The following is a 23,069-nucleotide window of genomic DNA, read 5'->3' as shown; positions in this document are numbered from 1 at the left end:
TGATGTGGGATATATGGATATGGGCATGACCTGTTCCTGCGCCATGATGGTTTTAGGAGATGAAATCATAAACTGGGTTAAACGGTTTATTCAGGGAATTGAAGTCAATGCGGAAACACTGGCAGCTGAGGTAACTCATAGTGTAGGCCCTGGTGGGAATTACCTGACCCAGCAACACACACTGAACCATATGCGCAAGGAGTCCTGGCAACCAGAGCTTTTTTGCAAGGATTCTTTTGAAACATGGCAAAAGCAAGGCAGCAAATCCCTTGAAGAAAGAGCCGATGAAAAAGTGGCTCAAATAATTGAAAGCCATAAGTCAAAACCACTTTCCGAATCTGTTGTTACTGCATTGCTGGAAATTCGGGAAGAAGGCGTTAAACAATTGGTTAAATAATGTTTGGGCAAACACAGCGCCTTCGGGCAACCACTAAATAAAGGACTAAAATGAATTTACTTTCAAAAATAATGGATGACAGAACAAGATACTTTAGACTTTGCATACTAGCCTGGGGCAGCGGATTTATTTATCTGCTTCCCTATATAAGATATACCTTTTATGAACCACTTCAAAAGGCTTTAGGTCTTGATCATACAGCCTTTGGAGTATCCATGAGTGCGTATGGACTTTGTGCCCTTGTAACCTACTGGCCCGGCGGATGGCTGGCGGATCGTATTTCAGCAAAAAAGCTTTTATCTTTTTCTTATCTTGCAACAGGTCTTCTGGGATTTTACTTTGCCACTTATCCTTCCTATCCCATGACTGTAGTTATTCATGGCGCCTGGGGCGTGTGTACGACACTGACATTCTGGGCTGCTTTTATCAGGGCAACCAAAGACATGGCCGGCGCAGAAGAGCAGGGTCAATTTTTCGGACTTCTTGAAGGAATAAGAGGACTTGTGTCAACCCTGGCAAGCTTTACCGTGGTTGCTATTTTCGCAAAATTTGCCGTGGAACAGGACGGGCTGACCTGGACCCTGTATTTTCTCAGTGCCGGTACTATTACAGCTTCTTTTTTGACCTGGTTTTTCTTTGAAGATTCCAAAGCGCTTGAACCCAGTGAATCCCTTCTCCAGGATGTTGTTGCCACGATAAAATCGCCCCTTGTATGGGCTGTGGCAGTCATTGTTTTTTCATGTTATGCAACAATGGCTATTGGAAGTTATCTCACACCATATCTAACTGAAATAATGGGAGTTTCTGCTGCATCCGCAGCTTTTTGGGCAACTTTCTGGACATATGGATGCCAGTTTCTTGCAGGCCCTGTGGGGGGGATTATCGGTGACAAGGTAGGTTCTCGCCCCAATGTGCTTTTTGTTTCATTTATCTTGTTGCTGATAACCACCATTGTTATTTACTTTTCACCGGTTGACAAATCATGGGCGCAAATACTCATTTTTATGTTTATTGCCATGTTTGCAGCCATGTATGCCATCCGGGGTGTTTATTTTACCTTGATAGAGGATTTAAAAATTCCCTCCTCCATGAGCGGCGCTGCAATCGGTTTTGCCTCGGTGATCGGATTTGCTCCGGATGCGTTTATATATACCTGGGCTGGAAATATCCTTGATACCCATAAGGGTGTGCAAGGGTATCAAATCCTTTTCGGAGCATCGGCAGCGCTTAGCGCTCTGGGTGTAATTATATCAGGTATAGTGGCTGTTTATGTTTATAAAAGAAATAAAAAAAAACAGGTGAGAATTCATGTCTAATAACCAGATTTTAGTAAACAAACCATTCTCTATGGCTGATTTGGATTTGATTCATGGGGCTTCCATGAAAATCCTGGAGCAGCAGGGCATAGTGATGGACAGTGAAAAAGTATTGAGCATATTCAGGAATAAAGGGTTTAAAACCGAAGGCTCAAGAGTGTTTTTCAATGAGCAGCAGGTTTTAGCTGCCGTTGAAAGCGCCCCGGAAACATTTGAGATAAAAGCCAGAAACCCTGAGAATAACCTTGAGGTTGGAAGCGGTGCTCCTGTTCTTTGCGGAACCGGTGGGGAGGTTTTTATTTCCCAAAAAGATAATACCCAGCGCCCCGGAACCATGGAAGACTACCAAAAGATTGCAAAACTTGTTCAATCTTCCCCGCTTAAACAGATGACGGCCCATGAATCTGTACACCCACATGAACTGAAAGCTGAAACAAGCCATCTTGATATGATGTATCAGGATTTAACAATGTGTGATGTTGCAGCAACTTCCAATACCCAGGATGCCAATTGCCTAAAAGACTGCCTTGATATGCTTGGTATTGTTTTTGGTGGCAGAGACCAATTGATTGAAAATCCTGTTACTTTAGGAATTATCAGCCCTTTGTCTCCTCTGAAATATGCTCCGGATCAGGCAGAGGCTCTTGTAATGCTGGCAGAGCACAGGCAGCCTGCAGCCATAACAAATATGTTGCTTTTAGGTTCCTCAGCTCCTGTTTCTATTCCTGCAGCACTGGCGCTTGGTAATGCTGAACTGCTTGCAGGAGTGGTGTTGAGCCAGATAGTGAGTTCGGGAACTCCGGTAGTTTATGGCAGCACATCCTGTCCTCTTTATATGAAAAACGGTGCTTCCTGCTTAGGTGCACCCGAATCGCTCATCTTTTCTAAGGGAGTAGCACAGCTTTCAGATTATTATAAACTACCCTGCCGCACAGGCGGATCATTGAGTGATTCCCATATACTCGATGGCCAGGCCATGGCAGAAGGTTCATTGAGTCTGAACAATGCCATAGAAAGCGGGGCAGATTATATCTTGCACTCCTTTGGAATGCTGAGTTCCTATCTTGCCACAAGCCTTGAGAAATGGATCATGGATGAAGAGATATGCAGGTATATCCTGGCTTCAAAACAAAAAATTGAAGTGAGCCCAAAAACGTTGGAATTGGAAACAATTCTTTCCATGGGTTCCAAGGGAGATTACCTTACCCATCCCAGCACTTTTCAAAATTTTCGTTCTTTATTCCAGCATGGCATTGGCAACCGTGATTCCCATGCTGTCTGGACGAAAAAGGGCGGTCAGGATATTGTCGAACAGGCCTCAGAGGTTTTGAAAAAAAGATTGGATGCTTATCAAAAACCTACGATGGATGAAAGCAAGGAGAATGAACTGGCAGAGTGGATTGACAGACGTAAGCAAAAGATTGGGGAAAAATAATAAAAATTCAACAATTCATGTCAGGGCAAATTTTTGTAAAACATGAATGTTTTTTAAGGAGAAAAAATGACAAATTTTAATGCAATTCAAGAAGCTTTGGTTGGATGTGATCAGGAGAAAGTTATTCAGTTGGTGAATGATTCTTTGGATAGTAAGACTCCGGCTTCGGATATTTTAAACCAGGGACTTATTGCAGGTATGGATATTGTCGGTGAAAAAATGGAAAACGGAGATATGTTTATACCGGAAGTACTTATGGCTGCACAGGCCATGGGAAAATGTGTTGAAATATTAAAACCTCTTTTGGGTGAGGATGAAACCGTTGGCGGTGCAAACGTTATCATCGGTACTGTAAAGGGTGATCTTCATGACATTGGTAAAAACCTTGTTTCCATGATGCTGGAAAGCGCAGGCCTGACTGTATATAATCTTGGTGTTGATATTGAACCTTCTGTTTTTGTTGAACAGATAAAAGAGAAAAACGCCCAGGTAGTATGCCTTTCAGCGCTTCTTACCACCACAATGCCAATGATGAAACAAACAGTTGATGCCATTGTGGAAAGTGGTTTAAGGGATCAGGTCAAAATATTTGTCGGCGGAGCACCTGTTACCCAGAATTTTTCCGATGAGATAGGAGCTGACGGATTTGCACCGGATGCGGGTTCAGCTTCTAAACTTGTTAAGACCTATGTCAACTAATTAAGGAGGATCGTTCTTATGTTTGAAGTAATCGGAGAACGGATTAATACATCACGAAAAAAAGTTCAGGCTGCTGTGGCTGAAAGGGATAATGATTATATCATTGATGATGTTAAAAAACAGCAGGAAGCCGGGGCAAATTTTATTGACGTGAATGCTGGCGCACGTATCGGCCATGAAACAGAAGATATGAAATGGCTGATTGATACCATCCAACCCATGGCAACCGCTCCTTTGTGCCTCGATAGCCCTGATCCTGCAGTTCTTGAAATGGCTTTTCAAATGATGGAAAAAACTCCAATGATAAATTCCATCAGCCTTGAAAAAGACCGTTTTGATTCAATGATGCCTTTTCTTGATGGTAAAGAATGCAAAATTATTGCCCTGTGCATGGACGATGCCGGAATGCCGAATTCTTCTGATGACATTGTAAAAAGGGCTGTCAAATTAGTTGATGAACTTGGAAAGATAAAAATCCTACCGGAATCAGTATATATTGATCCTCTTGTTCAGCCGATCAGTACCGATAACAATAAGGGCGTTATGGTTCTTGATGCGGTTAGAGATATTAAAAAAGAATTTCCCACGGTTCACATTACAGGGGGGCTTTCCAATATTTCATACGGACTTCCCCAGAGAAGAATTATTAACCGAACCTTTGTGTCTTTGATGATGGATGCCGGGATGGACTCTGCCATCATAGATCCTCTTGATCAGGCCATCATGGCGGCCATTCAAACAGCAGATATGCTGCTCGGGAATGATAATTTCTGTGGTGATTTTCTAAAAGGGGTCCGTGCCGGTACTATCTTAAGTTAAAAAATATTGCAGCATTTGCAAGCTGAGTCAGTGGAGGCGGATCAATCGCCTCCTTCTACTCATATAAAAAAATATTTTACTACGATTTGTTATAATTTCTCACTACTCAAGTTTTTTAAGAACCTATGGACTATAAATTTTGCTGACATCATTTTTTATTAAATCATCTCGTATTGACCCTTTCCCAATATTATTGATACACAATAAGCCTCTATATTAAAAATTTATGAGCAAAATTCAAACAAAACAGGCCATGAATTTTTAAAAGAATGCTGTTCTAATATATGTTGAACCCGGAAGAACTGTTGCAGAAGTTATTGATAATTTAACCATTAAAAAATATTAGCATAGATTGAAGTACTAGGGTTTATAGATGGTATCAGTTCCCACGAGCAAAATTCTCAATTGAGCGACAACTACCAAAAGTATTAAACGCCTTTCCAACAAAGGCTCTCAGCGACTGTAGATAGACAATATACGCAGTTTTTGGTGGAGCCTTATTCTATCAAAATAAATTTTTTAGATCGGTCAACTCGTGAATTTTTAGAGTGCTTGAATGAAAGTGATAAAATATAATTCTTCCCAAGCACAAGATGTTGGGTCAGGCTTTATTATAGTAGAAAATAGCAAAATGGGAGGACCATTATTTCAGGTTGTTTTGAGACATATAATTATCTTTGGTGCGTATTTTTTTGGAATAAAAATCTTGCTTTTGCATAGGAAAACTGATTGTTTTAAGTCAAAGACAACCTTTTATTTTAGCTATTTGATTATACTGAAGATAGATAAAATATTATTTGATTTTTTTTCTAAGGATCTTTTTCAATGAAATTTTTCAATGATTTTTCAAGATTTTCAAAAGGTTTTAGCAATTGCATTACAACCATTGATTCTCATACGGAAGGGGAAAGTACGCGTTTGATCGTCAATGGTTTGGGGGATATTAAAGGAAAGACCATGATGGAAAAACTTAAATGGTTCAAATCCCGTTATGATCATATCAGGTGTCTTTTAACAAAAGAACCCAGAGGCTCCAAAGAGATTTTGGCTGCCATGGTTACTGAGAATGTTACTAAAAATGCAAAGTTTGGACTGATATACATGGATGCCAAAAGGTATCCATACCTTTGCGGGCATGCAACCATAGGGGCTGTCACAACCCTTGCAAAAACAGGTTTCCTTGAGCTTGAACAGGGGGAAAATTGTGTGCCTGTGGATACCCCGTCGGGGCTTATGGAGGCCAGAGTATTTGTTCAAAAGGACAAACTCGATGCTGTGGCTATCAATATGGTGCCCTCTTTTGTTTATGATACAGGTCGGCAGATTGAAGTGGAAGGATTTGGAACGATAAAAGTGGATCTTGTCTGTACAGGCGGTTTTTTTGTCATGGTGGATTCAAGTCAGATTCATATGGAGCCGGTTTTAAAAAATAAGAAAATTTTAACAAATCTGGGCATGAAAATTATTGATGCTGCCAATGAACAGCTGAGTGTATCCCATCCTGTCAGGCCGGATGTTAGAACCATTGATGTCACGGAATTTTATGATTCACACTGTGATGAAGACAAGGCTTCCGGCAGAGGCATGGTAGTTTACGGTGAATCCCATGTAGACCGGTCACCCTGCGGTACGGGCACTGCTGCCAAACTGACCCTGCTTCATCATTATGGAAAAATTAAAATGAATCAGAAGTATATCAATTACAGCCCCCTGGGTACATTTTTTGAGGCGATGCTTGTAAAAAAAGAAAAAATTGGGTCTGTGGATGGATTCATTGTCCAAATTAAAGGTATGGCCTGTTTAACAGGTGTTCATCATTTTATTGTTGAAGATGAAGACCCTTTTCAACAAGGATTTATCATGTAATGAAAACTGTTCCGGATATCATTTTATATAATGGCAATATTAAAACCCAGGATAATTGTTTTCCAATGGCCCAGGCACTTGCTATATCAGGTAACCAGATTTTAAGTCTTGGGTCTGACAGAGAAATTTTAAATTTAGCATCAAAAAATACAGATGTGATTGATCTTGATAAAAGATTGGTGTTGCCGGGATTTATTGACACACACTTTCATTTTTATGAGTGGGCATTGAACTATGACAGTATAGATTTCTCACGTGTTTGCTCCTTTAAAGAAATGGAAGAAATAGTTTCAAAAAAGGCTTCAGTTTCGGGTAAGGGAAACTGGGTATTGGGGCAGGGATTTAATGAGTCGGACTGGCCTGAAAATAAAATACCAGACCGGTATGATCTTGATCGAGTTGCACCAAATAACCCGGTCTGTATCTGGCGATGTGATCTTCATTTGGCTGTTGCCAATTCTCTTGGCTTAAGGCTTGCCGGAATCAGTTCTGAAACCTCTGATCCCAAAGATGGTGTGATTGTAAAAGATGCTTCAGGAAATCCCACCGGTGTTCTAAAAGAGCTTGCCCCAAACCTAATCAGGAATGTTTTACCTGAGCTTTCCCAGGCAGCAGTACTTGAAAATATGCAAAAAGCCGTACGTGATGCCCATGCATTGGGGCTGACTTCAATCCATGATATCCGGCTTATGGGTGGGCTTGACGGAGCAGATGCGTTAAAAGCATGGCAGCACCTTCGGCAGGAAGATAAGCTTTATATCCGTTGCCATGTGGCACTCCCCGGAGAGATGACGGATCAGGCTATTGATCTGGGGCTTTGTACCGGGTTTGGGGATAATTTCTTAAAGATTGGTTATTTAAAGTTTTTTTCAGACGGAGGTATGGGCGCAAGAACAGGCTGGATGACTGAAAAATACCTTGATGCCGGATATGGTATACCCTTAACACCGGTGAAGGATATTGAAAAGGCGGCGTTAAAAGCAGATCAGGCCGGGTTAAGCGTTATGGTGCATGCCATAGGCGATCGGGCCAACAAAGAAATCATAGGCATGTTCCAAAGAATTGAAAATATGGGCTCAACCCGGTGCATAATTCCCCATCGAATAGAGCATGTTCAGATGGTTCTACCTGAAGATCTTGAAAAACTTTCAACGTTGAAGAATATCGCCGTCTCCTGTCAGCCCAACAACTTAAGTCTTGATATTTCCATGATCGATACCTGCGCAGGGTCCAGAGGGAAATATGCCTATAACCTGAAAAGTATTTTAGAAACAGGTGTTCCTTTGATGCTCAGTTCTGATGCCCCTGTGGCAGACCCCAATCCTTTGGCAGGAATTTATTCTGCTGTTACCAGGAAAAGGATGAATCATACCCCAAAAAAGGGATGGTATATGGAGCAGGCACTCAGTGTTGAAGAGGCAGTTAAAGGATATACAATCACCCCGGCTATGACATCAGGCATCGGTAATCGTTTGGGATCACTTTCAAAAGGAAAGTTTGCGGATATGATTGTTCTTGATCGGGATATCTTTAAGATTGATCCTGACCAAATAGCAGATGCAAAAGTAGATTTAACCATTTTTGACGGAATGATTGTTCATGAAAAATGAATCAGCACAGATAACCATGACATACCTCCAGGTAATTTTTGATCGGTCAGCTGATGGTTTGATGATCTGTGATGCCAAAGGAAAAATTCTTAAACTCAATAAAGCGGCTGAAATTTTAAACGGAATAAAAGCATCTGATGTGCTGGGTAAAAATGTTCGAACCCTTCTAAAAGAAGGGCAGATTGACAGGTCTGCCACCCAGGAAGTCCTTGAGACAAAACGTCAGGTTAGTGTGATTCAGACGACACCACGGTCAGAATATACGTTGCTGGTTACCGGAACTCCTGTTTTTGATGAAAAGCACAATATTGCTTTTATTGTTGTAAATGAACGCGATATCTCTCTTATCGAAGGCATGAAAAAGGAATTGGCGCTTGCAAGACAGGAATCTGAAAAAATAAAGGATGAACTGACTGAATTAACCCTGCTTGAATTAAAAGAGAACAATATTGTGGCCCAAAGTGATTCAATGAAGCAAACGCTTCGGCTGGCCTTAAAACTGTCTGCCATTAACGCTTCCAATATTCTGATCCAGGGAGAATCCGGAACAGGCAAGGGATTGCTGGCAAAATTTATTCATAAACACAGTGTCGGGAGTAAGAAGCCGTTTATTCAGATCAACTGTGCCGCACTGCCTGAAAATCTTTTGGAAGCAGAATTGTTTGGATATGAAAAAGGTGCGTTTACCGGAGCCAGTGAAAAAGGAAAGATAGGGTTGTTTGAATTGGCTTGTGGGGGAACGATTTTTCTTGATGAAATTGGGGAAATGTCCCTCGGAATACAGGCCAAGCTGTTGAAGTGTCTGGATGATCATGAAATCATGCCCATTGGCGGCATCGCTCCCAAAAAAATAGACTGCTCGATTATTGCCGCTACAAACCGGGATCTTGAAATCCAGACTTTAAATAAGAAATTCAGACTGGATCTTCTGCATCGGCTCAATACATTTCCACTTTTAATTCCGCCATTGAGAAATCGGCCTGAGGATATTCTTGAGCTGGTTCGAATCACCCTTAAAAAATACAACAAACAATACAATCGCAGGGCTCGAATTGGTTACAAGGCCTTTGATATGCTTCAAACTTATGATTTTCCCGGTAATGTCCGTGAATTGATCAATATCATTAAACAAGCCATTGTGATGAGTGACAGGCGGTCTCTGGACGATTATCTGGTAAGTACATTAAGCAAAACCAAGCCGTTGAGAACAAAAATGCAAACAAAGACAGAAGACAGCAGCCTGGCTGATAAAATATGGACAGTTGAAAATGAAATATTGATGCAGGCAGCGATGAAATGCCGGACTACCCGGGAGGCAGCTATCTTTTTAGGGATCAGTCAGCCTTCTGTAGTCAGAAAATTTAAAAAGCACGGCCTTACTATTACAAAAAAGTAATATTGATTCATTTTTGTATCAAACAGCCTAATGATCTGTTCCTTCAACCCTTTTAGAAAATACTAATTTGATTCATTTTTGTATCATAGAGTATGCTCAATTATTTTAATAGGTTATGTGAATATAGTTGATTCATAAATGAATTAAGCTTGATTCCTCCCCTATTTTTTATGTTTTCGTAAATAAAATTCCCTTTTTTTTTAATTAGTTATAAAATTATTTTAAATAATGGTACAAAGATTGCAGATATTAGATGAGCAAGAATCGGATGAACAACATAAAGGTATAGGATGAATAAATGAAAAATAAATCTTGGAAACCCTGGATTTTATTATCCCCCTCTTTAACAGCCGTCTTTCTCCTTCTGGTTATCCCTATCTGTTTTGTGATTGTATATAGTTTTTGGCTCAGAGCCCCAAGCGGGCAAGATATACCGGCCTTTCAATTTGGTAATTACGCTAAATTTTTTGCAGATTTTTTTTATCCGTCCATCCTTTTAAATACACTTCGTGTTGCCCTTGAGACGGTTATTTTATGCCTGCTCATGGGCTATATCCCGGCATATTTTTTTTATAAGACAGAATCCCGGTTCAAACCATTTTTCATGATACTGGTCATGCTGCCATTCTGGATCAGCTTTATTATCCGGACCTTAAGCTGGATAAACATCCTGGGAGATTCCGGGTTGATTAATCACCTGCTGATGAAGTTTAATATCATCGCAAGTCCTTTGGCCATGCTGTATAACGAAGGAGCCGTCATCATGGGCCTTTTACAATACCTTCTGCCATTCATGATTTTAAATATTTATGTCAGTCTTGATGGTATTGATAAAAGTTTGACTGAAGCGGCAAAAAGCCTTGGATGCACAGAATGGCAGGCGTTCAAAGAAGTGACACTTCCTTTAAGCCTGCCGGGTGTGAGTGCCGGGTGTCTGCTTGTTTTCGTGTTGACCTGCGGGACATACCTTCCCCCGATGATTCTAGGCGGTCCCGGAAATGAAATGATCGCCAATCTGATCTTCAAGCGGATAATCGGAACCCTTGACTGGCCGTTTGGGTCGGCTATCAGTACTATTCTGATGCTGCTTTTGATGGTTATTGTCTACACCTACAACCGGTATATGGGGATCAACCAGATATTTAAAACACTAAGCAATGAATCGTAACAGGGAAGAAATATGAAAAAATTGATTTCAGGATGGTCATTGATAAAACTATTTACACTGCTGGTTTATATCTGGATGTTTACCCCGATTATTGCCGTTATCCTTCTGGCGTTCAATCCCCAGCAGTTTGGATCATTTCCAATGGAGGGGTTTAGTTTTAAATGGTTTGTAAAGCTCTCACATAATTCTACCATTCTGGATGCCTTTAAAAATTCCATGGTGCTGGGATCTTTTACAGCGGTATTGTCCACGGCTTTCGGGGTTCCAGCTGCCATAGCTTTTATTCGATATGATTTTAGGGGAAAGGAATTTTTAAACACTCTTTTAATTGCACCCATCATGGTTCCCGAGGTTGTACTGGGAGTTGCCCTGCTTTTATTTATCCGGTGGCTGCAGCAACCAAAAAGTTTTGCCCTGCTGCTCATAGGGCACGTGGTCCTGACCCTGCCCTATGTTCTTCTCATTGTCCAGGCAAGACTTGTAGGCATTAAGAAGGAATATGAGGAAGCTGCATTGTCCCTTGGTGCAAACCCGTTTCAAACGTTCAGGGAAATTACCTTTCCCTTGCTGGCGCCTGCGATCTTAGCGGGGATGCTGTTCGCCTTTACCATTTCCTTTGATGATGTAACAGCAACGCTTTTCTGGGCCACAGCTCAGAACCAGACCGTTCCTGTGAAAATATTTGGTATGCTGCGAAACTCCATCAGTCCTGAAATTAACGCACTTGGTGCAGTCATGATTGTTTTAACCGTATCAACGCCTTTACTTGCCGGATATTTGTCCCGGCGGTTTGCAAGGGGAAATAATAAGACATAAGCGGACACACGAACACATGACGATGCTTTCCTATCTCAGGTGTTTGAAATTTTAATTTTTTTGGTAAGAGGAGAAAAAAATGAAAAAAGATTTGGAAAAACGGTTGGATGATGTTTATGAAAATTATCAAAAAGGCAACATCTCAAGACGTGATTTTGTAAAATTTATCGGTATCTCCGGTGCTGCAATGGGTTTGATGGCCGGCCCCTTTGGACTTGTACAAAATGCACTGGCCGGCAAAAAATCCATCACCTGTCATTCCTGGGGCGGTTCAACCTCGGAAGCATTAAGAAAATTTGCCTTTGATCCTTTTACTAAAGCCACTGGGATTAAAGTCATTGATGCGGCATTCACGGGCATGGACGCATTTTTGACTCAGGTAAAGGCCTCCTATCCACCTGGGGGAGAGTTTAATATTGCCCATTTGAGTGCAGTCTATGATTATGCCCGGTATACGGATTTGGGGTTTGGCGTTGTTCTGGATGAAAGTAAGATTCCCAACCTTAAAAATGTAATGGCAAAAATGACCGACACTTTGAGGGGAATTACAAAGGGAACCCTGTCTGCCGTGCCCTATGACCTGGGACAGACCGGGATTGCTTATAATGCGGATAAAATATCCAAGGCAAAAGCTGAAAAACTGGGCGCTTCCCTTCTGTTTGACAAGAGCCTTAAAGGAAAACTGGGATCATGGGGTGGTGATTTCAGAACCAATATGTGGTATGCAGCACTTCATACCGGCCAGAGTCCCAATAATATTAAAGATCTGGGTGCTGTATGGAATGCCTTAAAAGAACAACGGGGTCTGATAAAAAAATACTGGGCATCAGGCTCGGAATTGATGAGTCTTTTAGCAAATGGTGATATTTACGCAACAGTGGCATGGTCCGGTAGAGTGGCAGCTCTGCAGAAGCAGGGACATTCCATTGGATATCTTTCTCCTGACGGAACCTATTCCTGGATGGAATATATGTATGTGCTCAAAGGAACAGATCTTGATGTGGCACAGAAATTATTAAATTTCATGCTGGAACCCAGTGCTGCCATTGCCGTTGCAAAAGGCCAGAATTATCCGACAAGTCTTGATCCGACAAAAGTTCCCATGCCGGATGAAGTTAAAAAACTTCCCGCTTTTGATCCAACCGGAAAACTGGATGGATATCTGTTTGCTGATCCTGTTTACTGGAATTCGCATCAACTGGATTGGACGGAAAAATGGGATCGGATTATGGCTGGTAAGTAAACATATCACAATCGTCTTCAGAACCAGGTCTTTCTGGTTTTGAAGACTCCTTTGAGGGATAAGTTGGGAGGCTATGGCTTTGAAACAGGAAAAAGACCCTGCATTTGTAAAATTTAAGGGGATTGAAAAGCAGTTTGGAAAAGTTGTTGCAGTTAAAAAGATGGATCTTGAAATTCCGGAGGGGTCCCTGGTAACACTTCTGGGACCATCGGGATGTGGGAAAACTACACTTTTGAGAATCCTTGCAGGTCTGGAATCGCCTACCCAGGGAGATATCTATATCAAAGGTAAACGAATGAATGATATACCGATCCATAAAAGAAATTTGGGGATGATATTTCAAAACTATGCACTTTTCCCTCATAAAACTATTTTTGATAATGTAGCATTCGGGCTTAAATATAGAAATATTTCAAAATCTGTAATAAAAGAAAAGGTTGAAAAAGCGTTGGAAACAATCCGACTTGCCGAAGTCGGGAACAGGATGCCGTCCCAGTTATCCGGAGGCCAGCAGCAGCGGATTGCCCTTGCAAGAGCTATTGTTATTGAACCGGATGTGTTGTTGATGGATGAACCATTATCTGCTCTGGATGAAAATTTAAGGGAAGATATGAGAAGGGAAATTGACAATCTTCAACAAGCTTTGGGAGTGACCACTATTTTTGTTACCCATGATCAAAGAGAGGCTTTATCCATGTCAGATAAAGTTGTGGTCATGAAAGACGGTTTTATTCAGCAGGAAGGAAACCCTGAAGAAGTTTATAACAATTCGGTCAACCATTTTGTCGCAGATTTTCTAGGGCATTCCAATTTTATCAATTCAATTGTGAAAGAAGAGACAGGCGAGTATTTGAGTGTAACCCTGGAAGATAACAATACCTGCCTTGTAGTTCCGGCAGAAGCATTTAACAAAGGAGATAAGGCAGAAATCGTCATTCGGGCGCAAAAATTTACATTGGGTTACAAAACCGACCATGTCCCGGAACAGGGGATGAATGTTTTTTTCGGGAAGATAGTGGATCGCAGCTATATGGGGGGAGAAGTCAGTTATTTTGTAGAACTGGATAACAAGCTTGTGCTGCATGTAATAAATTTTGTTAAACGATCTCCATACCGGCGGGGCGATGAGGTGTTTATGGAAGTGAAGCCTGAGCACTGCCGGTTATTAAGGATTTGAAGCACAAAATTAAAATTAGCTAAATCCTGAAATTTGGTAAAAATTAGAATAATGATTTATTCGAAGGGATAGTTACGTTAAAAAGGTCAAACAAGTGATGCTTGAGGATTTTTCAGACAATAAAATGATTCGGAAAAGTTTTACCTGGATTAAGAAAAATCTTGATCCGGAAAGGAGCTATATTATTTTTGAAAATGATTTAAATAAACAGACACAATCTATTTTTCCCGAATCCCTTATCGCAAATCAATACTTAAAAAAAGGAAACTATGCCTGGAAAAAGGTTTATGATTCCAAAAATTTGAAAGAATATCTGGTCATACAAATTGATCAGGAAAATGAAGATGAAACATTGGGAAAAGTTATGGGGTACGGATTTCCAAAAAATACCGTATACTATTTATACAAGGCAGCAAAAAAATGTAATGAGTGAAAATGTTCAGTAATTAGAATATTATTGGACAGCTTGGAAATAAAATTTTTGTTTAAAGGAATATGGCTATGAAAAGTAAGGATCGTTCAATAAATATAGAGTTCAAACATTCAGGGGAAAAAAAAGATGTCAGTCTTACCGCTTTGACAAAAACAGTGATTGAATTTTTTGATATCTATGGCACGGTGATGCTTGCAGGAAAACAAATATGCAGTATAACAGGAGATGGTGATGGGGTCGAAAAATTCTCGCATCTTCTGAAAAGAACTGGATATCCCAATGATCCGGAAGGATTTTTTATCCAAATTTTATCGACCATTGTTAATGGAGAAATGAAAAAGATAGCACTGAATCAAATTGAGATTCCCCATCTCATGCTCATGGCAATCTTAGAACAGGTCCTTCCGGGGCATGGATATATTTCTATTAAAGATACCCATCAGCTTGAGAAAGTCACCCATATTGCCGTTCCTGAAAAGGATCAAGCTAAGCTCCAGGAGGTGATTGAAACATACCCGGTCCGTTTGTCCCGTCATATCATTTGCCAGATGCTGCTATCAAAGGATGTGGCCTATCAGTATCTGCCGTTTATTGAAGAACTGGATTCCGGCGGTCATACCAACACCTGGATTGGTCAGTTCCATGACGGCCTGCTGGAACAGATGTACCAGAACCGGGTCATCTTTCTTTTAAACATGTCCTGTCCGGTTTACTGCCGGTTTTGTTTCAGAAAACATAAGGATACCAGAAATGAAAAGAACCCGAACGTGGATGATGTTAAAAAAGCGGTTCAGCATGTAAAGGATTCCCCATCTATTAAAGAAATTGTGGTTACCGGAGGTGATCCTTTCATGAACAAGGCCAATATGGCAGCAACCATAGACGGGCTCATGCAGGTGGATCATGTTCAGACCCTTCGCCTTGCCACACGATCCATTGCCTATTATCCCGATCTTTTCCTGAAAAATGAATCCGCATATCTGAAATACTTTAAACAAAAAAATCTTGAACTTCAGCAGCACGGGAAAAGGATGGAAGTGGCCACCCATTTTATTCACCCGGATGAAGTTTCTCCTGAAAGCCTTGATATTATATCCGATCTTGTCAATAACGGGATTGCCGTGTATATCCAGACCCCGTTTTTGAGTGGCTGCAATGATAAAGGCCCTGAACTGGTAAGACTTTTCAGCCTGTTGCGGGGTGCCGGAGCCGAACTTCATTATATTTATATTCCTTGCAGCCCCATTCATGGGAACAGCATTTACTGGACTTCACTGGCCGAAGGGATAGGGATTGCCAATCACCTTCGAGCCCACCTGTCGGACAGGATTATTCCAAGAATCTGCACGGCAACTCCCATAGGGAAAATGGATTGGTATACCAGCGGATGGGCAGTGGAAAAGGTTAAAGACAATAAAAATTTCATCTGGATCAGGACCCCGTATACGCCGGATTATTTCAAAGCCTTTGCCCCTCTTGCCAATGAGCTTAACAATATAAGGGTAAATGATGAGGGTACCATTGATATTCAGTATATGGCACAAATCGGGGATGAATCTTTTTTCCATGGGTCCCGACCCAAAAAAGTTGTCGTAGAAAAAAAGTCTACCTCAACCGATGATATTGAAATGCTTAAATCCATGTTAGTCAGTGAAAGACAAGCAGGGCAATCCATTGTGGATACAGGTTGCGAGAATCTCTTACGGCTCCATGAAACAAGGGTTGAGATTGATGTCCTCGCTTCTGAAAGACAAATTGATTACATCAGATCAGATGACAGGATTACAGATGTGATCATATCCTCATCAACAGATGCCGTTGATTCACTTTTTTACATAAAGCCGCTCATTAAAAACTTAAAGGATATCCCCCATGTGAATGCTGTCCGGCTTGTCAGCATGAAGTTTAACTCACAGCCCAAAGCGTATACAAGGGCCGTAATTAATACCCTTGGGGACTTGAATATGCTTTGTGTGGTAAATCCCTTGAGGCTGGAAATCGAAACCTGGTTTACTCTTGCTGATGAGGTAACTCATGACCATGCAAAACTTGCAAGAAGACTGAACAATAAGGGCATAACCGTGTATTGCAATACAGCCCTTTTAGGGGGTGTCAATGATTCTGACGAACCCATCCATTCCCTTGCCTATAACGTTCGGAAAGCAGGCATGGAATTTCATCACCTCTATATTGCAGGGCTTCCCATTCAGCAGAAGTGGAATATCGATCACCCTGTGGACTCCTATGATGTAATTGATATTGGTACAAAAGTCAGGAGAGAAGGATCAGGAAGAGAAATCCCGAGATACATTATTTCAACCCTTCTTGGTGAGGTGGATTATGGCTTGACATCATCTTTTATTCATGACAAGGGTCAATTAAAATTAAAGCTTGGCTGTTATGATTTATCTTATTATAAAGGACTGGATAAAAATTTTGTGTTTCCCAAAGGCGTTACTACAGATGAGGATGGCTCCCCGGTGGTGCCGATACAGGGACTTATAAAAACAAACTATTTCCCAATTTCATAGATAAAAAAAATGATGAGATATCCTTATATTGCGTACAGTGAAAAGGTTGATATTCAACCTGTTTTCAAAAATCTGACAGGAGAACCCCTGATAGTAGACTTGTCGGTTGACTCACCCCTTTTTGATACCATTGATGTCAGGGATCAGAAAGGGTTTCAAAAGTGTCTGGATGAAATGATGAAAGATCAATTCACATGGGGTGTTTCGTCATATTTTGAAAACCGGGAAATTGTTCTGTCCCAGTGCCCACAGATGGTTGAGGAACAACGTTTTTACCATCTGGGGCTTGATATTATTGTCCCCTTGGGAACCCCTCTGCATGCACCGCTTTCTGCCAGGGTTTTGGAAAGCGGGTATGAAGAAGGTGAAGGAAATTATGGCGCCCATATCCTTTTAATGCATGAAAGTCCCAATTTTGAAACTTTTTATAGCTTTTACGGCCATTTAAACAGGAAAAGACTTCCGACCATTGGTACAAAATTCAAACCTGGAGAATCCTTTGCCTATATCGGTGATTTTTACGAAAATGGAAACTGGTTTTATCATACCCATCTTCAGGTTATTACCCAGAAAGGACTTGACCAGGGATATCTTTCCAAAGGGTATTGTGCCGCCATTGATATGGCACAAATGGATGAACTTTGTCCGTCTCCGCTGTCCTTGTTTAAGATCTGATATGAAGTTTAAGCAAACTCTTCCACAAATTGATCTTCCCCTGGATATGATCCACCTGGGGATTGGACAGCCGAGCAACTATTTGCTCCCCTCAAAAGAAATGGAAAAAGCTGCTGATCATTGTCTATCAAAAGGAAATAATTTTTTTCTGGCCTATGGAGAAGAAAGAGGCAATAGCAACTTCAGAGGAACCCTGGCTGAGTTTTTAACCGCTCAATATCAAAAGCCAGTGGATCCGGATCAATTGCTAATCACCAACGGGAATTCTCAGGCCCTGGATTTTATCTGCACACTGTTTACTTGTCCCGGGGATACTGTGCTGGTGGAAGAGCCCAGCTATTTTTTGGCTCTTAAAATATTTGCCGATCATAAGCTCAATCCGGTCAGTATCCCTGTGGATGATAATGGACTGATGACAGATGTCCTCGAAGAACGGCTTGAGACAATAAACCCGGCCTTTTTGTATACGATTCCCACCTATCACAATCCAGCCAGTGTCACCCTGTCTCTCAAAAGGCGACAGGAATTGATCAGGATTTGTGCACAAAAGAACCTTTTGGTGGTAGCTGATGAGGTTTACCATTTCCTCAATTATTCGGATGATCCACCACCTTCCATGGGAACCTGGAACAACATATGCCCCTTGATTTCTCTGGGATCATTTTCAAAGATTCTGGCACCGGGATTACGACTGGGATGGATGCATACCAGTGAGGAAGTGATAAAAAAAATATCAGGGTCCGGACTCATGGTCAGTGGCGGCGGTCTTAATCCTTTTACGTCTGAAATTGTTAATTCAGTGATTTCCCTCGGGTTTTTAAAAACCCATATCCAGCGCCTCAGAAATGTCTATCGCCAAAGGATTGAAATTTTCTGCGATCAGTTGAAAAAATACCTACCGGATCAGGTGATGTTTAAGGTTCCCAAGGGCGGATATTTTATCTGGGTTAAGTTCCTGGATGGAGTTGACACCAATACTTTTAGGAAAGAAACCCAAAAACAGAATGTGGATTTTTATCCGGGAAATTTTTTTTCGCACCAAAAAGAGCTAAAGAATTACATGCGTCTTTGCTTTTCTTTTTATGATGAAAAAATACTGGCAGAGGGTGCTCGACGGCTCGGTAAAGTGATTTCAGATAATTTGTCCTAGCTTCATGGATGATATCCTAACCGCTGCAATGTGACCTTGAAGTAATTGGATTGATGGGCACAATTTTTGTTCCTGAAATTATCGCCCAAAAACGATACAGTAAAACAAAAATATCATGGTATGCTTATAATGAGGGTTTCTATTTGTACCTTGATAAATTTATAAAAAATCGTTAGTCAGAAGAATATGTATATTCCGCACACTTCTCAATACCATAATCGTCAGGGAAATCTTTTTCATATCCTTCTTTCAAATAAATTAATATACTTGATAGCCGCTCGATGGTTCGATCAAATTTAAAACTGATCGCAATCAAAGGATTAGGAAATAATGGTTTAGTTTCTTTTTTGGGATCAGGTCTTATAAGGCTTTTGGATAAAGACTTCAAAGATATGTTATAAGTATCCATTTCTAAAATAATAAAATGCAAATCCGTTAAGATATTATTATTCATAATTGATACGAGTTCTTTACTATTAATTTCAGATAGTTTGTCGTTTATGTCATGAACTGTGTTAAAAAAACGCTCTATATCATAAAATGTAACTTCTTTTCTTTTCTTTTCATTTTGCAATGAGATCAAACGCATTTTAATTCTACATAAATAGAAAAAAATATACCTAACCCGATTAGAATATTCACTATTTTTTAATCTTATATTCGAGTCGATACTAAAAACAACAGAAAACGAGGCCAGGAGTGCTGAAACAAGTATGCCTAAGGCAGCAATCAAAAAATGATCCTCTTCCCAATTTGTGGCGATTAAATATATTAAAACAATGACCAAAATTAAGGCGAGCGATCTTAAGAACATAACAACATACGCAGAATCAATCCTGTAAAAGAATATTTTTTTCATAAGTTTTTCAATTTACCTTTCGATAAGTTTGTTATTTTGTTAAATTAGCTATGATTTTTTTGTATATCTTGTATGTGATTGATAAGCAAATGTAATATTCCATTTCATACAGCCTAAAAATTAAACTAACTTGGAGAATAAGCAAACCCCAAGGGCGGAGAAGGTCATTAAAGCGTAAAACGCATCAATAGCACTTGATGTCAATGATAATCTAATTCAGGGTGAAGCCGCTTTTTAAGTATGGCCGTTTTTTGTTCTAAGTTTTCTATTTTCCGATTACAAATCGGGGTAGGTTATTTGTAGATTTTTGTATAATTTTTTTTTGCAAATGTTAAAAATTGAAGATTTGAGTTTGTTAAGCGTTCTTCTATTTCTTCAAATTTTATAGCATTTACTTTTTTTAGAAGGCTTTGCACTTCTGGATGGTCCCAATTCATAGAATTTTTTTTGATAATATATCCCAAGGTATTTATTTGATCATATTGCCAACCCAATATTTTACATGCGGCTTGGCAATCTTCATAATTCTCGAAACCAAATATTTGACCTTTAGCAGCAAGAGAACGTATTTTTGTTACCGGCTGAATGCATGGTTTTAATTCCTTTAAAAGAGTATTGGATTGATTTTCTCCCTGTTTGTCAATAAATTCGATAATACCTGCGTTTTCATTGTTCGGGTCAAGGGTTGGATCTTTTGAATAGGCCATTATCTGGATTTTAATAAGTTTAACTAAAGTGGTAGGGCCAGACATTAAATCAATATATCTGTGAATAGAATCGCTTAAATCATCTATAAACTCAGTTTGTTTTTGCGCTGTCATCTGACGTTTCCAGGTTTTGAGTGCCGATGTTGCTACTATTGCAACCCAAATACTAACAAATAATTTTAATATTTCAGTCCAGTTTTTGACAAAAAAATCACACATAGGTTTCGTATATCCTTAAATGGGGAAATTATCAATTTAAAATTATTAGAAGAAAATCACGCAACAAAAAAAGTCTCAACATAATTGAAAAATTGCCTTATTTTCTAAAATTGATACTATGCTGATTTTTGAAAATCAATGGGAACTATATTAAAAATTAAATGCTCAACGACAAATAGTTTTCCGAGTAGATATCAAAACTGCTGCTTTAAATATTTTATATTGAGTTTCCACCACAAATTGAAACGAAAAATCAATAGTTTCCCGCACTGAAACCAGTGGTACTCAATATATTTTGTCTTTTATATATTGAGTTTTTAGCGTTGAAAACATGATCAGACATTTTGCCCCTTTGAATTTAAAAGAATAAAAGAAAATTTATTAATCTATTTTTACATGGATTATCCAACCGGTTGGGTTCAATTAAAAAGAGAGGACGTGTTGAGATATAGGCACTGAGTGGCGATAAGATATAATCTCCAATATTTTTTTCATTATGAGTATTTATTTGTTATTTTTTGAAATTTCATATATCGAAACCATTGCTCAGTATTTAAAAATCTCATTAGCATAGAAAACAAAGAGCAAATAATGCTTGCTTTTGATTTTTTCATTCAATAAATTTAATTTAAACGATTTCTATCGCTGATATTATAATTAAAGAGGCCAAATGAATAAATTTATTACACTCCAAAAGCTAGAAGCTTTGCGAGAATTTGTAAAAGATGATTCTGGTTTCAGTACAAAAAATGAATTTCTAGAATGGGCTGCTAAAGTAGAACCATTGCTATCTTTCAATATTTCATATCAAGCGGAATTTTCAAGTTCTTTAAGTCTTATTCATCACAACTTTTCAGATCAAACCACAGCACCATTAGCTGGACAAATGAGAACGGCATTGATAAAGGCAATTGAACAACTTAAAAATGAAATTGATGATGACCCCCATGCAACTATGTTTATTGAATCTGATAAAGAAAGAGAATCGAATGTTCACTCAAAAACAAGTTCCCCTCATAATATAAATAGTAATCAAAAAGGCAATCAGAAACCAAATGCAAAAAAGATTTTTGTAGTACATGGACGAGATGAAAAGCTAAGACATGACTTTTTTCAATTCCTCAGAGCAATAGGTCTCAATCCTATTGAGTGGTCAGAAGCATTAAGTCTTACTGGAGAAGCCACTCCCTACATCGGTAAAGTTCTGGATGCTGCCTTTAAGCATGCACAGGCAGTAATAGTTCTTTTGACCCCTGATGATGAAGTTAGATTGTCACCGGAGTTATGTGGGAAAAAAGAAAAATCAGACGAAACAGATTTACAGCTTCAAGCTCGTCCAAATGTTCTATTTGAAGCAGGAATGGCATTCGGCAGGAACCCTAAAAGAACAATTCTTGTTGAAGTTGGAGATGTCAAACCGTTCAGCGATATCGCAGGTAGACATGTAGTGAGGTTTACCGGCTCCCCAGAAAAACGAAATGAGCTGGTAATGAAATTAAAAACAGCAGAGTGTGGTGTTCTCACAATAGGTAATGATTGGTTGACTGTTGGTGATTTTTCTATCAGCAGACAGATCGAAAGCAAACCTTCATTCAATTCACCGACTGAACTGACTAAAGAGGATATTCAAGGATATTTATCTGATTGGTGGTCAAAAAATGTATCTGCTCCTGCTGATATTGTGGTGATTTTTAAAACTGTTGATGCAGCATATAATTTACTTGAAGGAAGTACAAAAAATCATATTAGGACTATTGCTGAAAATAATAATTATAAGATTATCATTTCAGGAAAGGAGAATGCAACTTGTAGGTATGATATTAACTGTCAAGACGATTTCGATTTGGAACCTGATCCAGAACCCTCCTATTAGAGAACAAAGTGAATCTTTAATCAAACGGATGGTCATCTAATGCCGAAACTTCATTACATAAATTCAAAACTATATGATGCAATTAATATCCTTACAACCCACGAGGGTGACGCTCGTACAAGACTTGCAAAAATACTTCCCAAGGTGCAAAGGTTGCCAATCAAAAATTTTCCACAAGAACTTCAAGATGACTTCATGTGGGTTAAAGACATGCTTGATAAAGGTAATAAAAATCCGATATCAAATGTACTCCCAGCGAAACTAACCGGGATACAGAACAAAACTGCAAGTAAAGTGATTAGAAAAATTATTTTCATTCAGAATCAAGTTGATTTGTTGATAGAAGAATCAATACATAAAAATTCAAGCAAGGATTAAAATATGGACTGTGACCAGTTAATACAGATTATTCAAAATATGCAGAAAGGAAAAGATTGGATTGATATTTCCGCTGCCCTTCTCACCCCTATGATTGGTGTGATTGCTATAATGATAGCTTATTTTCAATGGAAAACAAATCGAGCAAGGCTCAAGAATGAACGTTAACACATAACACATATGAGCCCCAGTCTTGTCAATAGGCAATAAAAATTTTTTAGGGAAAATTGCATTTTCCCTTTTCTACAGCGTTAACAAAGTAAAATTTCCTGACTTGAATTCAAAAAAGTAGTCTTAAAACC

General features: G+C 39.5%; 21 protein-coding genes. 19 read left to right on the top strand and 2 right to left on the bottom strand.

The window, feature by feature from the left end; genetic code table 11:
• From K8S13_RS09345 to K8S13_RS09270, 16 genes are all read left to right on the top strand, one after another.
• The coding region (locus K8S13_RS09345) for a trimethylamine methyltransferase family protein (RefSeq protein ID WP_291462168.1) at window positions 1-397 on the top strand (397 nt) is incomplete at its 5' end.
• Between the two features lie 50 nt (window positions 398-447).
• Window positions 448-1,713 (top strand): nitrate/nitrite transporter, encoded by a 1,266-nt coding sequence (locus K8S13_RS09340; RefSeq protein ID WP_291462166.1) that lies wholly within the window; start codon window positions 448-450, stop codon window positions 1,711-1,713.
• A complete protein-coding gene (locus tag K8S13_RS09335) occupies window positions 1,706-3,148 on the top strand; it encodes a trimethylamine methyltransferase family protein (RefSeq protein ID WP_291462164.1) in 1,443 nt (480 codons plus the stop codon). Before K8S13_RS09340 ends, K8S13_RS09335 begins: the two co-directional genes overlap by 8 nt.
• 66 nt (window positions 3,149-3,214) lie before the next feature.
• Window positions 3,215-3,847: a corrinoid protein gene (locus K8S13_RS09330; RefSeq protein WP_291462163.1), complete on the top strand. Its 633-nt coding sequence runs from the start codon at window positions 3,215-3,217 to the stop codon at window positions 3,845-3,847.
• 18 nt (window positions 3,848-3,865) lie between these two features.
• Window positions 3,866-4,666, top strand: coding sequence for a dihydropteroate synthase (locus K8S13_RS09325; protein WP_291462161.1), 801 nt, complete (start codon window positions 3,866-3,868; stop codon window positions 4,664-4,666).
• 825 nt (window positions 4,667-5,491) lie between these two features.
• Window positions 5,492-6,532: a proline racemase family protein gene (locus tag K8S13_RS09320; RefSeq protein ID WP_291462159.1), complete on the top strand. Its 1,041-nt coding sequence runs from the start codon at window positions 5,492-5,494 to the stop codon at window positions 6,530-6,532.
• A complete protein-coding gene (locus K8S13_RS09315) occupies window positions 6,532-8,142 on the top strand; it encodes an amidohydrolase (protein ID WP_291462158.1) in 1,611 nt (536 codons plus the stop codon). The genes K8S13_RS09320 and K8S13_RS09315 overlap by 1 nt, the downstream gene beginning before the upstream one ends.
• Entirely contained in the window at window positions 8,132-9,538 is a 1,407-nt protein-coding gene (locus K8S13_RS09310) for a sigma 54-interacting transcriptional regulator (protein WP_291462156.1), read from the top strand. The genes K8S13_RS09315 and K8S13_RS09310 overlap by 11 nt, the downstream gene beginning before the upstream one ends.
• A gap of 298 nt (window positions 9,539-9,836) precedes the next feature.
• Window positions 9,837-10,706, top strand: a complete 870-nt coding sequence (locus tag K8S13_RS09305; RefSeq protein ID WP_291462154.1) for an ABC transporter permease — start codon at window positions 9,837-9,839, stop codon at window positions 10,704-10,706.
• Window positions 10,707-10,718: 12 nt separating this feature from the next.
• Entirely contained in the window at window positions 10,719-11,522 is an 804-nt protein-coding gene (locus K8S13_RS09300; protein WP_291462152.1) for an ABC transporter permease, read from the top strand.
• A 79-nt stretch (window positions 11,523-11,601) separates the two neighbouring features.
• Entirely contained in the window at window positions 11,602-12,765 is a 1,164-nt protein-coding gene (locus K8S13_RS09295; RefSeq protein WP_291462151.1) for an extracellular solute-binding protein, read from the top strand.
• A gap of 73 nt (window positions 12,766-12,838) precedes the next feature.
• The gene (locus K8S13_RS09290) at window positions 12,839-13,942 is read left to right on the top strand and encodes an ABC transporter ATP-binding protein (protein ID WP_291462149.1); all 1,104 of its coding nucleotides are present in this window, start codon (window positions 12,839-12,841) and stop codon (window positions 13,940-13,942) included.
• A gap of 97 nt (window positions 13,943-14,039) precedes the next feature.
• Window positions 14,040-14,375, top strand: a complete 336-nt coding sequence (locus tag K8S13_RS09285) for a hypothetical protein (RefSeq protein ID WP_291462147.1) — start codon at window positions 14,040-14,042, stop codon at window positions 14,373-14,375.
• Window positions 14,376-14,443: 68 nt separating this feature from the next.
• Entirely contained in the window at window positions 14,444-16,906 is a 2,463-nt protein-coding gene (locus K8S13_RS09280; RefSeq protein ID WP_291462145.1) for a radical SAM protein, read from the top strand.
• Between the two features lie 9 nt (window positions 16,907-16,915).
• The gene (locus tag K8S13_RS09275) at window positions 16,916-17,581 is read left to right on the top strand and encodes a peptidoglycan DD-metalloendopeptidase family protein (RefSeq protein ID WP_291462143.1); all 666 of its coding nucleotides are present in this window, start codon (window positions 16,916-16,918) and stop codon (window positions 17,579-17,581) included.
• 1 nt (window position 17,582) lies between these two features.
• Window positions 17,583-18,731 (top strand): PLP-dependent aminotransferase family protein, encoded by a 1,149-nt coding sequence (locus tag K8S13_RS09270; protein WP_291462142.1) that lies wholly within the window; start codon window positions 17,583-17,585, stop codon window positions 18,729-18,731.
• Window positions 18,732-18,903: 172 nt separating this feature from the next.
• Here the strand turns inward: K8S13_RS09270 and K8S13_RS09265 are convergent, their stop codons facing one another.
• Entirely contained in the window at window positions 18,904-19,590 is a 687-nt protein-coding gene (locus K8S13_RS09265) for a hypothetical protein (RefSeq protein ID WP_291462141.1), read from the bottom strand.
• A 293-nt stretch (window positions 19,591-19,883) separates the two neighbouring features.
• A complete protein-coding gene (locus K8S13_RS09260; RefSeq protein WP_291462140.1) occupies window positions 19,884-20,516 on the bottom strand; it encodes a hypothetical protein in 633 nt (210 codons plus the stop codon).
• Window positions 20,517-21,186: 670 nt separating this feature from the next.
• Here K8S13_RS09260 and K8S13_RS09255 point away from each other — a divergent pair.
• From K8S13_RS09255 to K8S13_RS09245, 3 genes are read left to right on the top strand one after another with little or no spacing between them, the layout of a single operon-like run.
• Window positions 21,187-22,389 carry a nucleotide-binding protein gene (locus tag K8S13_RS09255; protein WP_291462139.1) on the top strand — a complete coding sequence of 401 codons (1,203 nt, stop codon included), beginning with the start codon at window positions 21,187-21,189 and terminating at the stop codon, window positions 22,387-22,389.
• A 39-nt stretch (window positions 22,390-22,428) separates the two neighbouring features.
• A complete protein-coding gene (locus K8S13_RS09250; protein ID WP_291462138.1) occupies window positions 22,429-22,767 on the top strand; it encodes a hypothetical protein in 339 nt (112 codons plus the stop codon).
• Window positions 22,768-22,770: 3 nt separating this feature from the next.
• On the top strand, window positions 22,771-22,935 hold the full coding sequence (locus K8S13_RS09245; protein WP_291462137.1) for a hypothetical protein: 165 nt from the start codon (window positions 22,771-22,773) through the stop codon (window positions 22,933-22,935).
• The last annotated feature ends 134 nt before the right edge of the window (window positions 22,936-23,069 follow it).

It is taken from the genome of Desulfobacula sp. (assembly GCF_021107415.1).
Note: the sequence above shows the minus strand (reverse complement) of the source record. Positions and strands in the feature narration are given on the sequence as shown.

Excerpts from the sequence above, each read along its gene's own strand:
- K8S13_RS09300 (WP_291462152.1), top strand. The coding sequence starts at position 10,719 with ATGAAAAAATTGATTTCAGGATGGTCATTGATAAAACTATTTACACTG.
- K8S13_RS09325 (WP_291462161.1), top strand. The coding sequence starts at position 3,866 with ATGTTTGAAGTAATCGGAGAACGGATTAATACATCACGAAAAAAAGTT.
- K8S13_RS09260 (WP_291462140.1), bottom strand. The coding sequence starts at position 20,516 with ATGTGTGATTTTTTTGTCAAAAACTGGACTGAAATATTAAAATTATTT.
- K8S13_RS09245 (WP_291462137.1), top strand. The coding sequence starts at position 22,771 with ATGGACTGTGACCAGTTAATACAGATTATTCAAAATATGCAGAAAGGA.
- K8S13_RS09315 (WP_291462158.1), top strand. The coding sequence starts at position 6,532 with ATGAAAACTGTTCCGGATATCATTTTATATAATGGCAATATTAAAACC.
- K8S13_RS09285 (WP_291462147.1), top strand. The coding sequence starts at position 14,040 with ATGCTTGAGGATTTTTCAGACAATAAAATGATTCGGAAAAGTTTTACC.
- K8S13_RS09295 (WP_291462151.1), top strand. The coding sequence starts at position 11,602 with ATGAAAAAAGATTTGGAAAAACGGTTGGATGATGTTTATGAAAATTAT.
- K8S13_RS09290 (WP_291462149.1), top strand. The coding sequence starts at position 12,839 with ATGGCTTTGAAACAGGAAAAAGACCCTGCATTTGTAAAATTTAAGGGG.
- K8S13_RS09310 (WP_291462156.1), top strand. The coding sequence starts at position 8,132 with ATGAAAAATGAATCAGCACAGATAACCATGACATACCTCCAGGTAATT.
- K8S13_RS09340 (WP_291462166.1), top strand. The coding sequence starts at position 448 with ATGAATTTACTTTCAAAAATAATGGATGACAGAACAAGATACTTTAGA.
- K8S13_RS09335 (WP_291462164.1), top strand. The coding sequence starts at position 1,706 with ATGTCTAATAACCAGATTTTAGTAAACAAACCATTCTCTATGGCTGAT.
- K8S13_RS09270 (WP_291462142.1), top strand. The coding sequence starts at position 17,583 with ATGAAGTTTAAGCAAACTCTTCCACAAATTGATCTTCCCCTGGATATG.
- K8S13_RS09250 (WP_291462138.1), top strand. The coding sequence starts at position 22,429 with ATGCCGAAACTTCATTACATAAATTCAAAACTATATGATGCAATTAAT.
- K8S13_RS09275 (WP_291462143.1), top strand. The coding sequence starts at position 16,916 with ATGATGAGATATCCTTATATTGCGTACAGTGAAAAGGTTGATATTCAA.
- K8S13_RS09280 (WP_291462145.1), top strand. The coding sequence starts at position 14,444 with ATGAAAAGTAAGGATCGTTCAATAAATATAGAGTTCAAACATTCAGGG.
- K8S13_RS09305 (WP_291462154.1), top strand. The coding sequence starts at position 9,837 with ATGAAAAATAAATCTTGGAAACCCTGGATTTTATTATCCCCCTCTTTA.
- K8S13_RS09265 (WP_291462141.1), bottom strand. The coding sequence starts at position 19,590 with ATGAAAAAAATATTCTTTTACAGGATTGATTCTGCGTATGTTGTTATG.
- K8S13_RS09320 (WP_291462159.1), top strand. The coding sequence starts at position 5,492 with ATGAAATTTTTCAATGATTTTTCAAGATTTTCAAAAGGTTTTAGCAAT.
- K8S13_RS09330 (WP_291462163.1), top strand. The coding sequence starts at position 3,215 with ATGACAAATTTTAATGCAATTCAAGAAGCTTTGGTTGGATGTGATCAG.
- K8S13_RS09255 (WP_291462139.1), top strand. The coding sequence starts at position 21,187 with ATGAATAAATTTATTACACTCCAAAAGCTAGAAGCTTTGCGAGAATTT.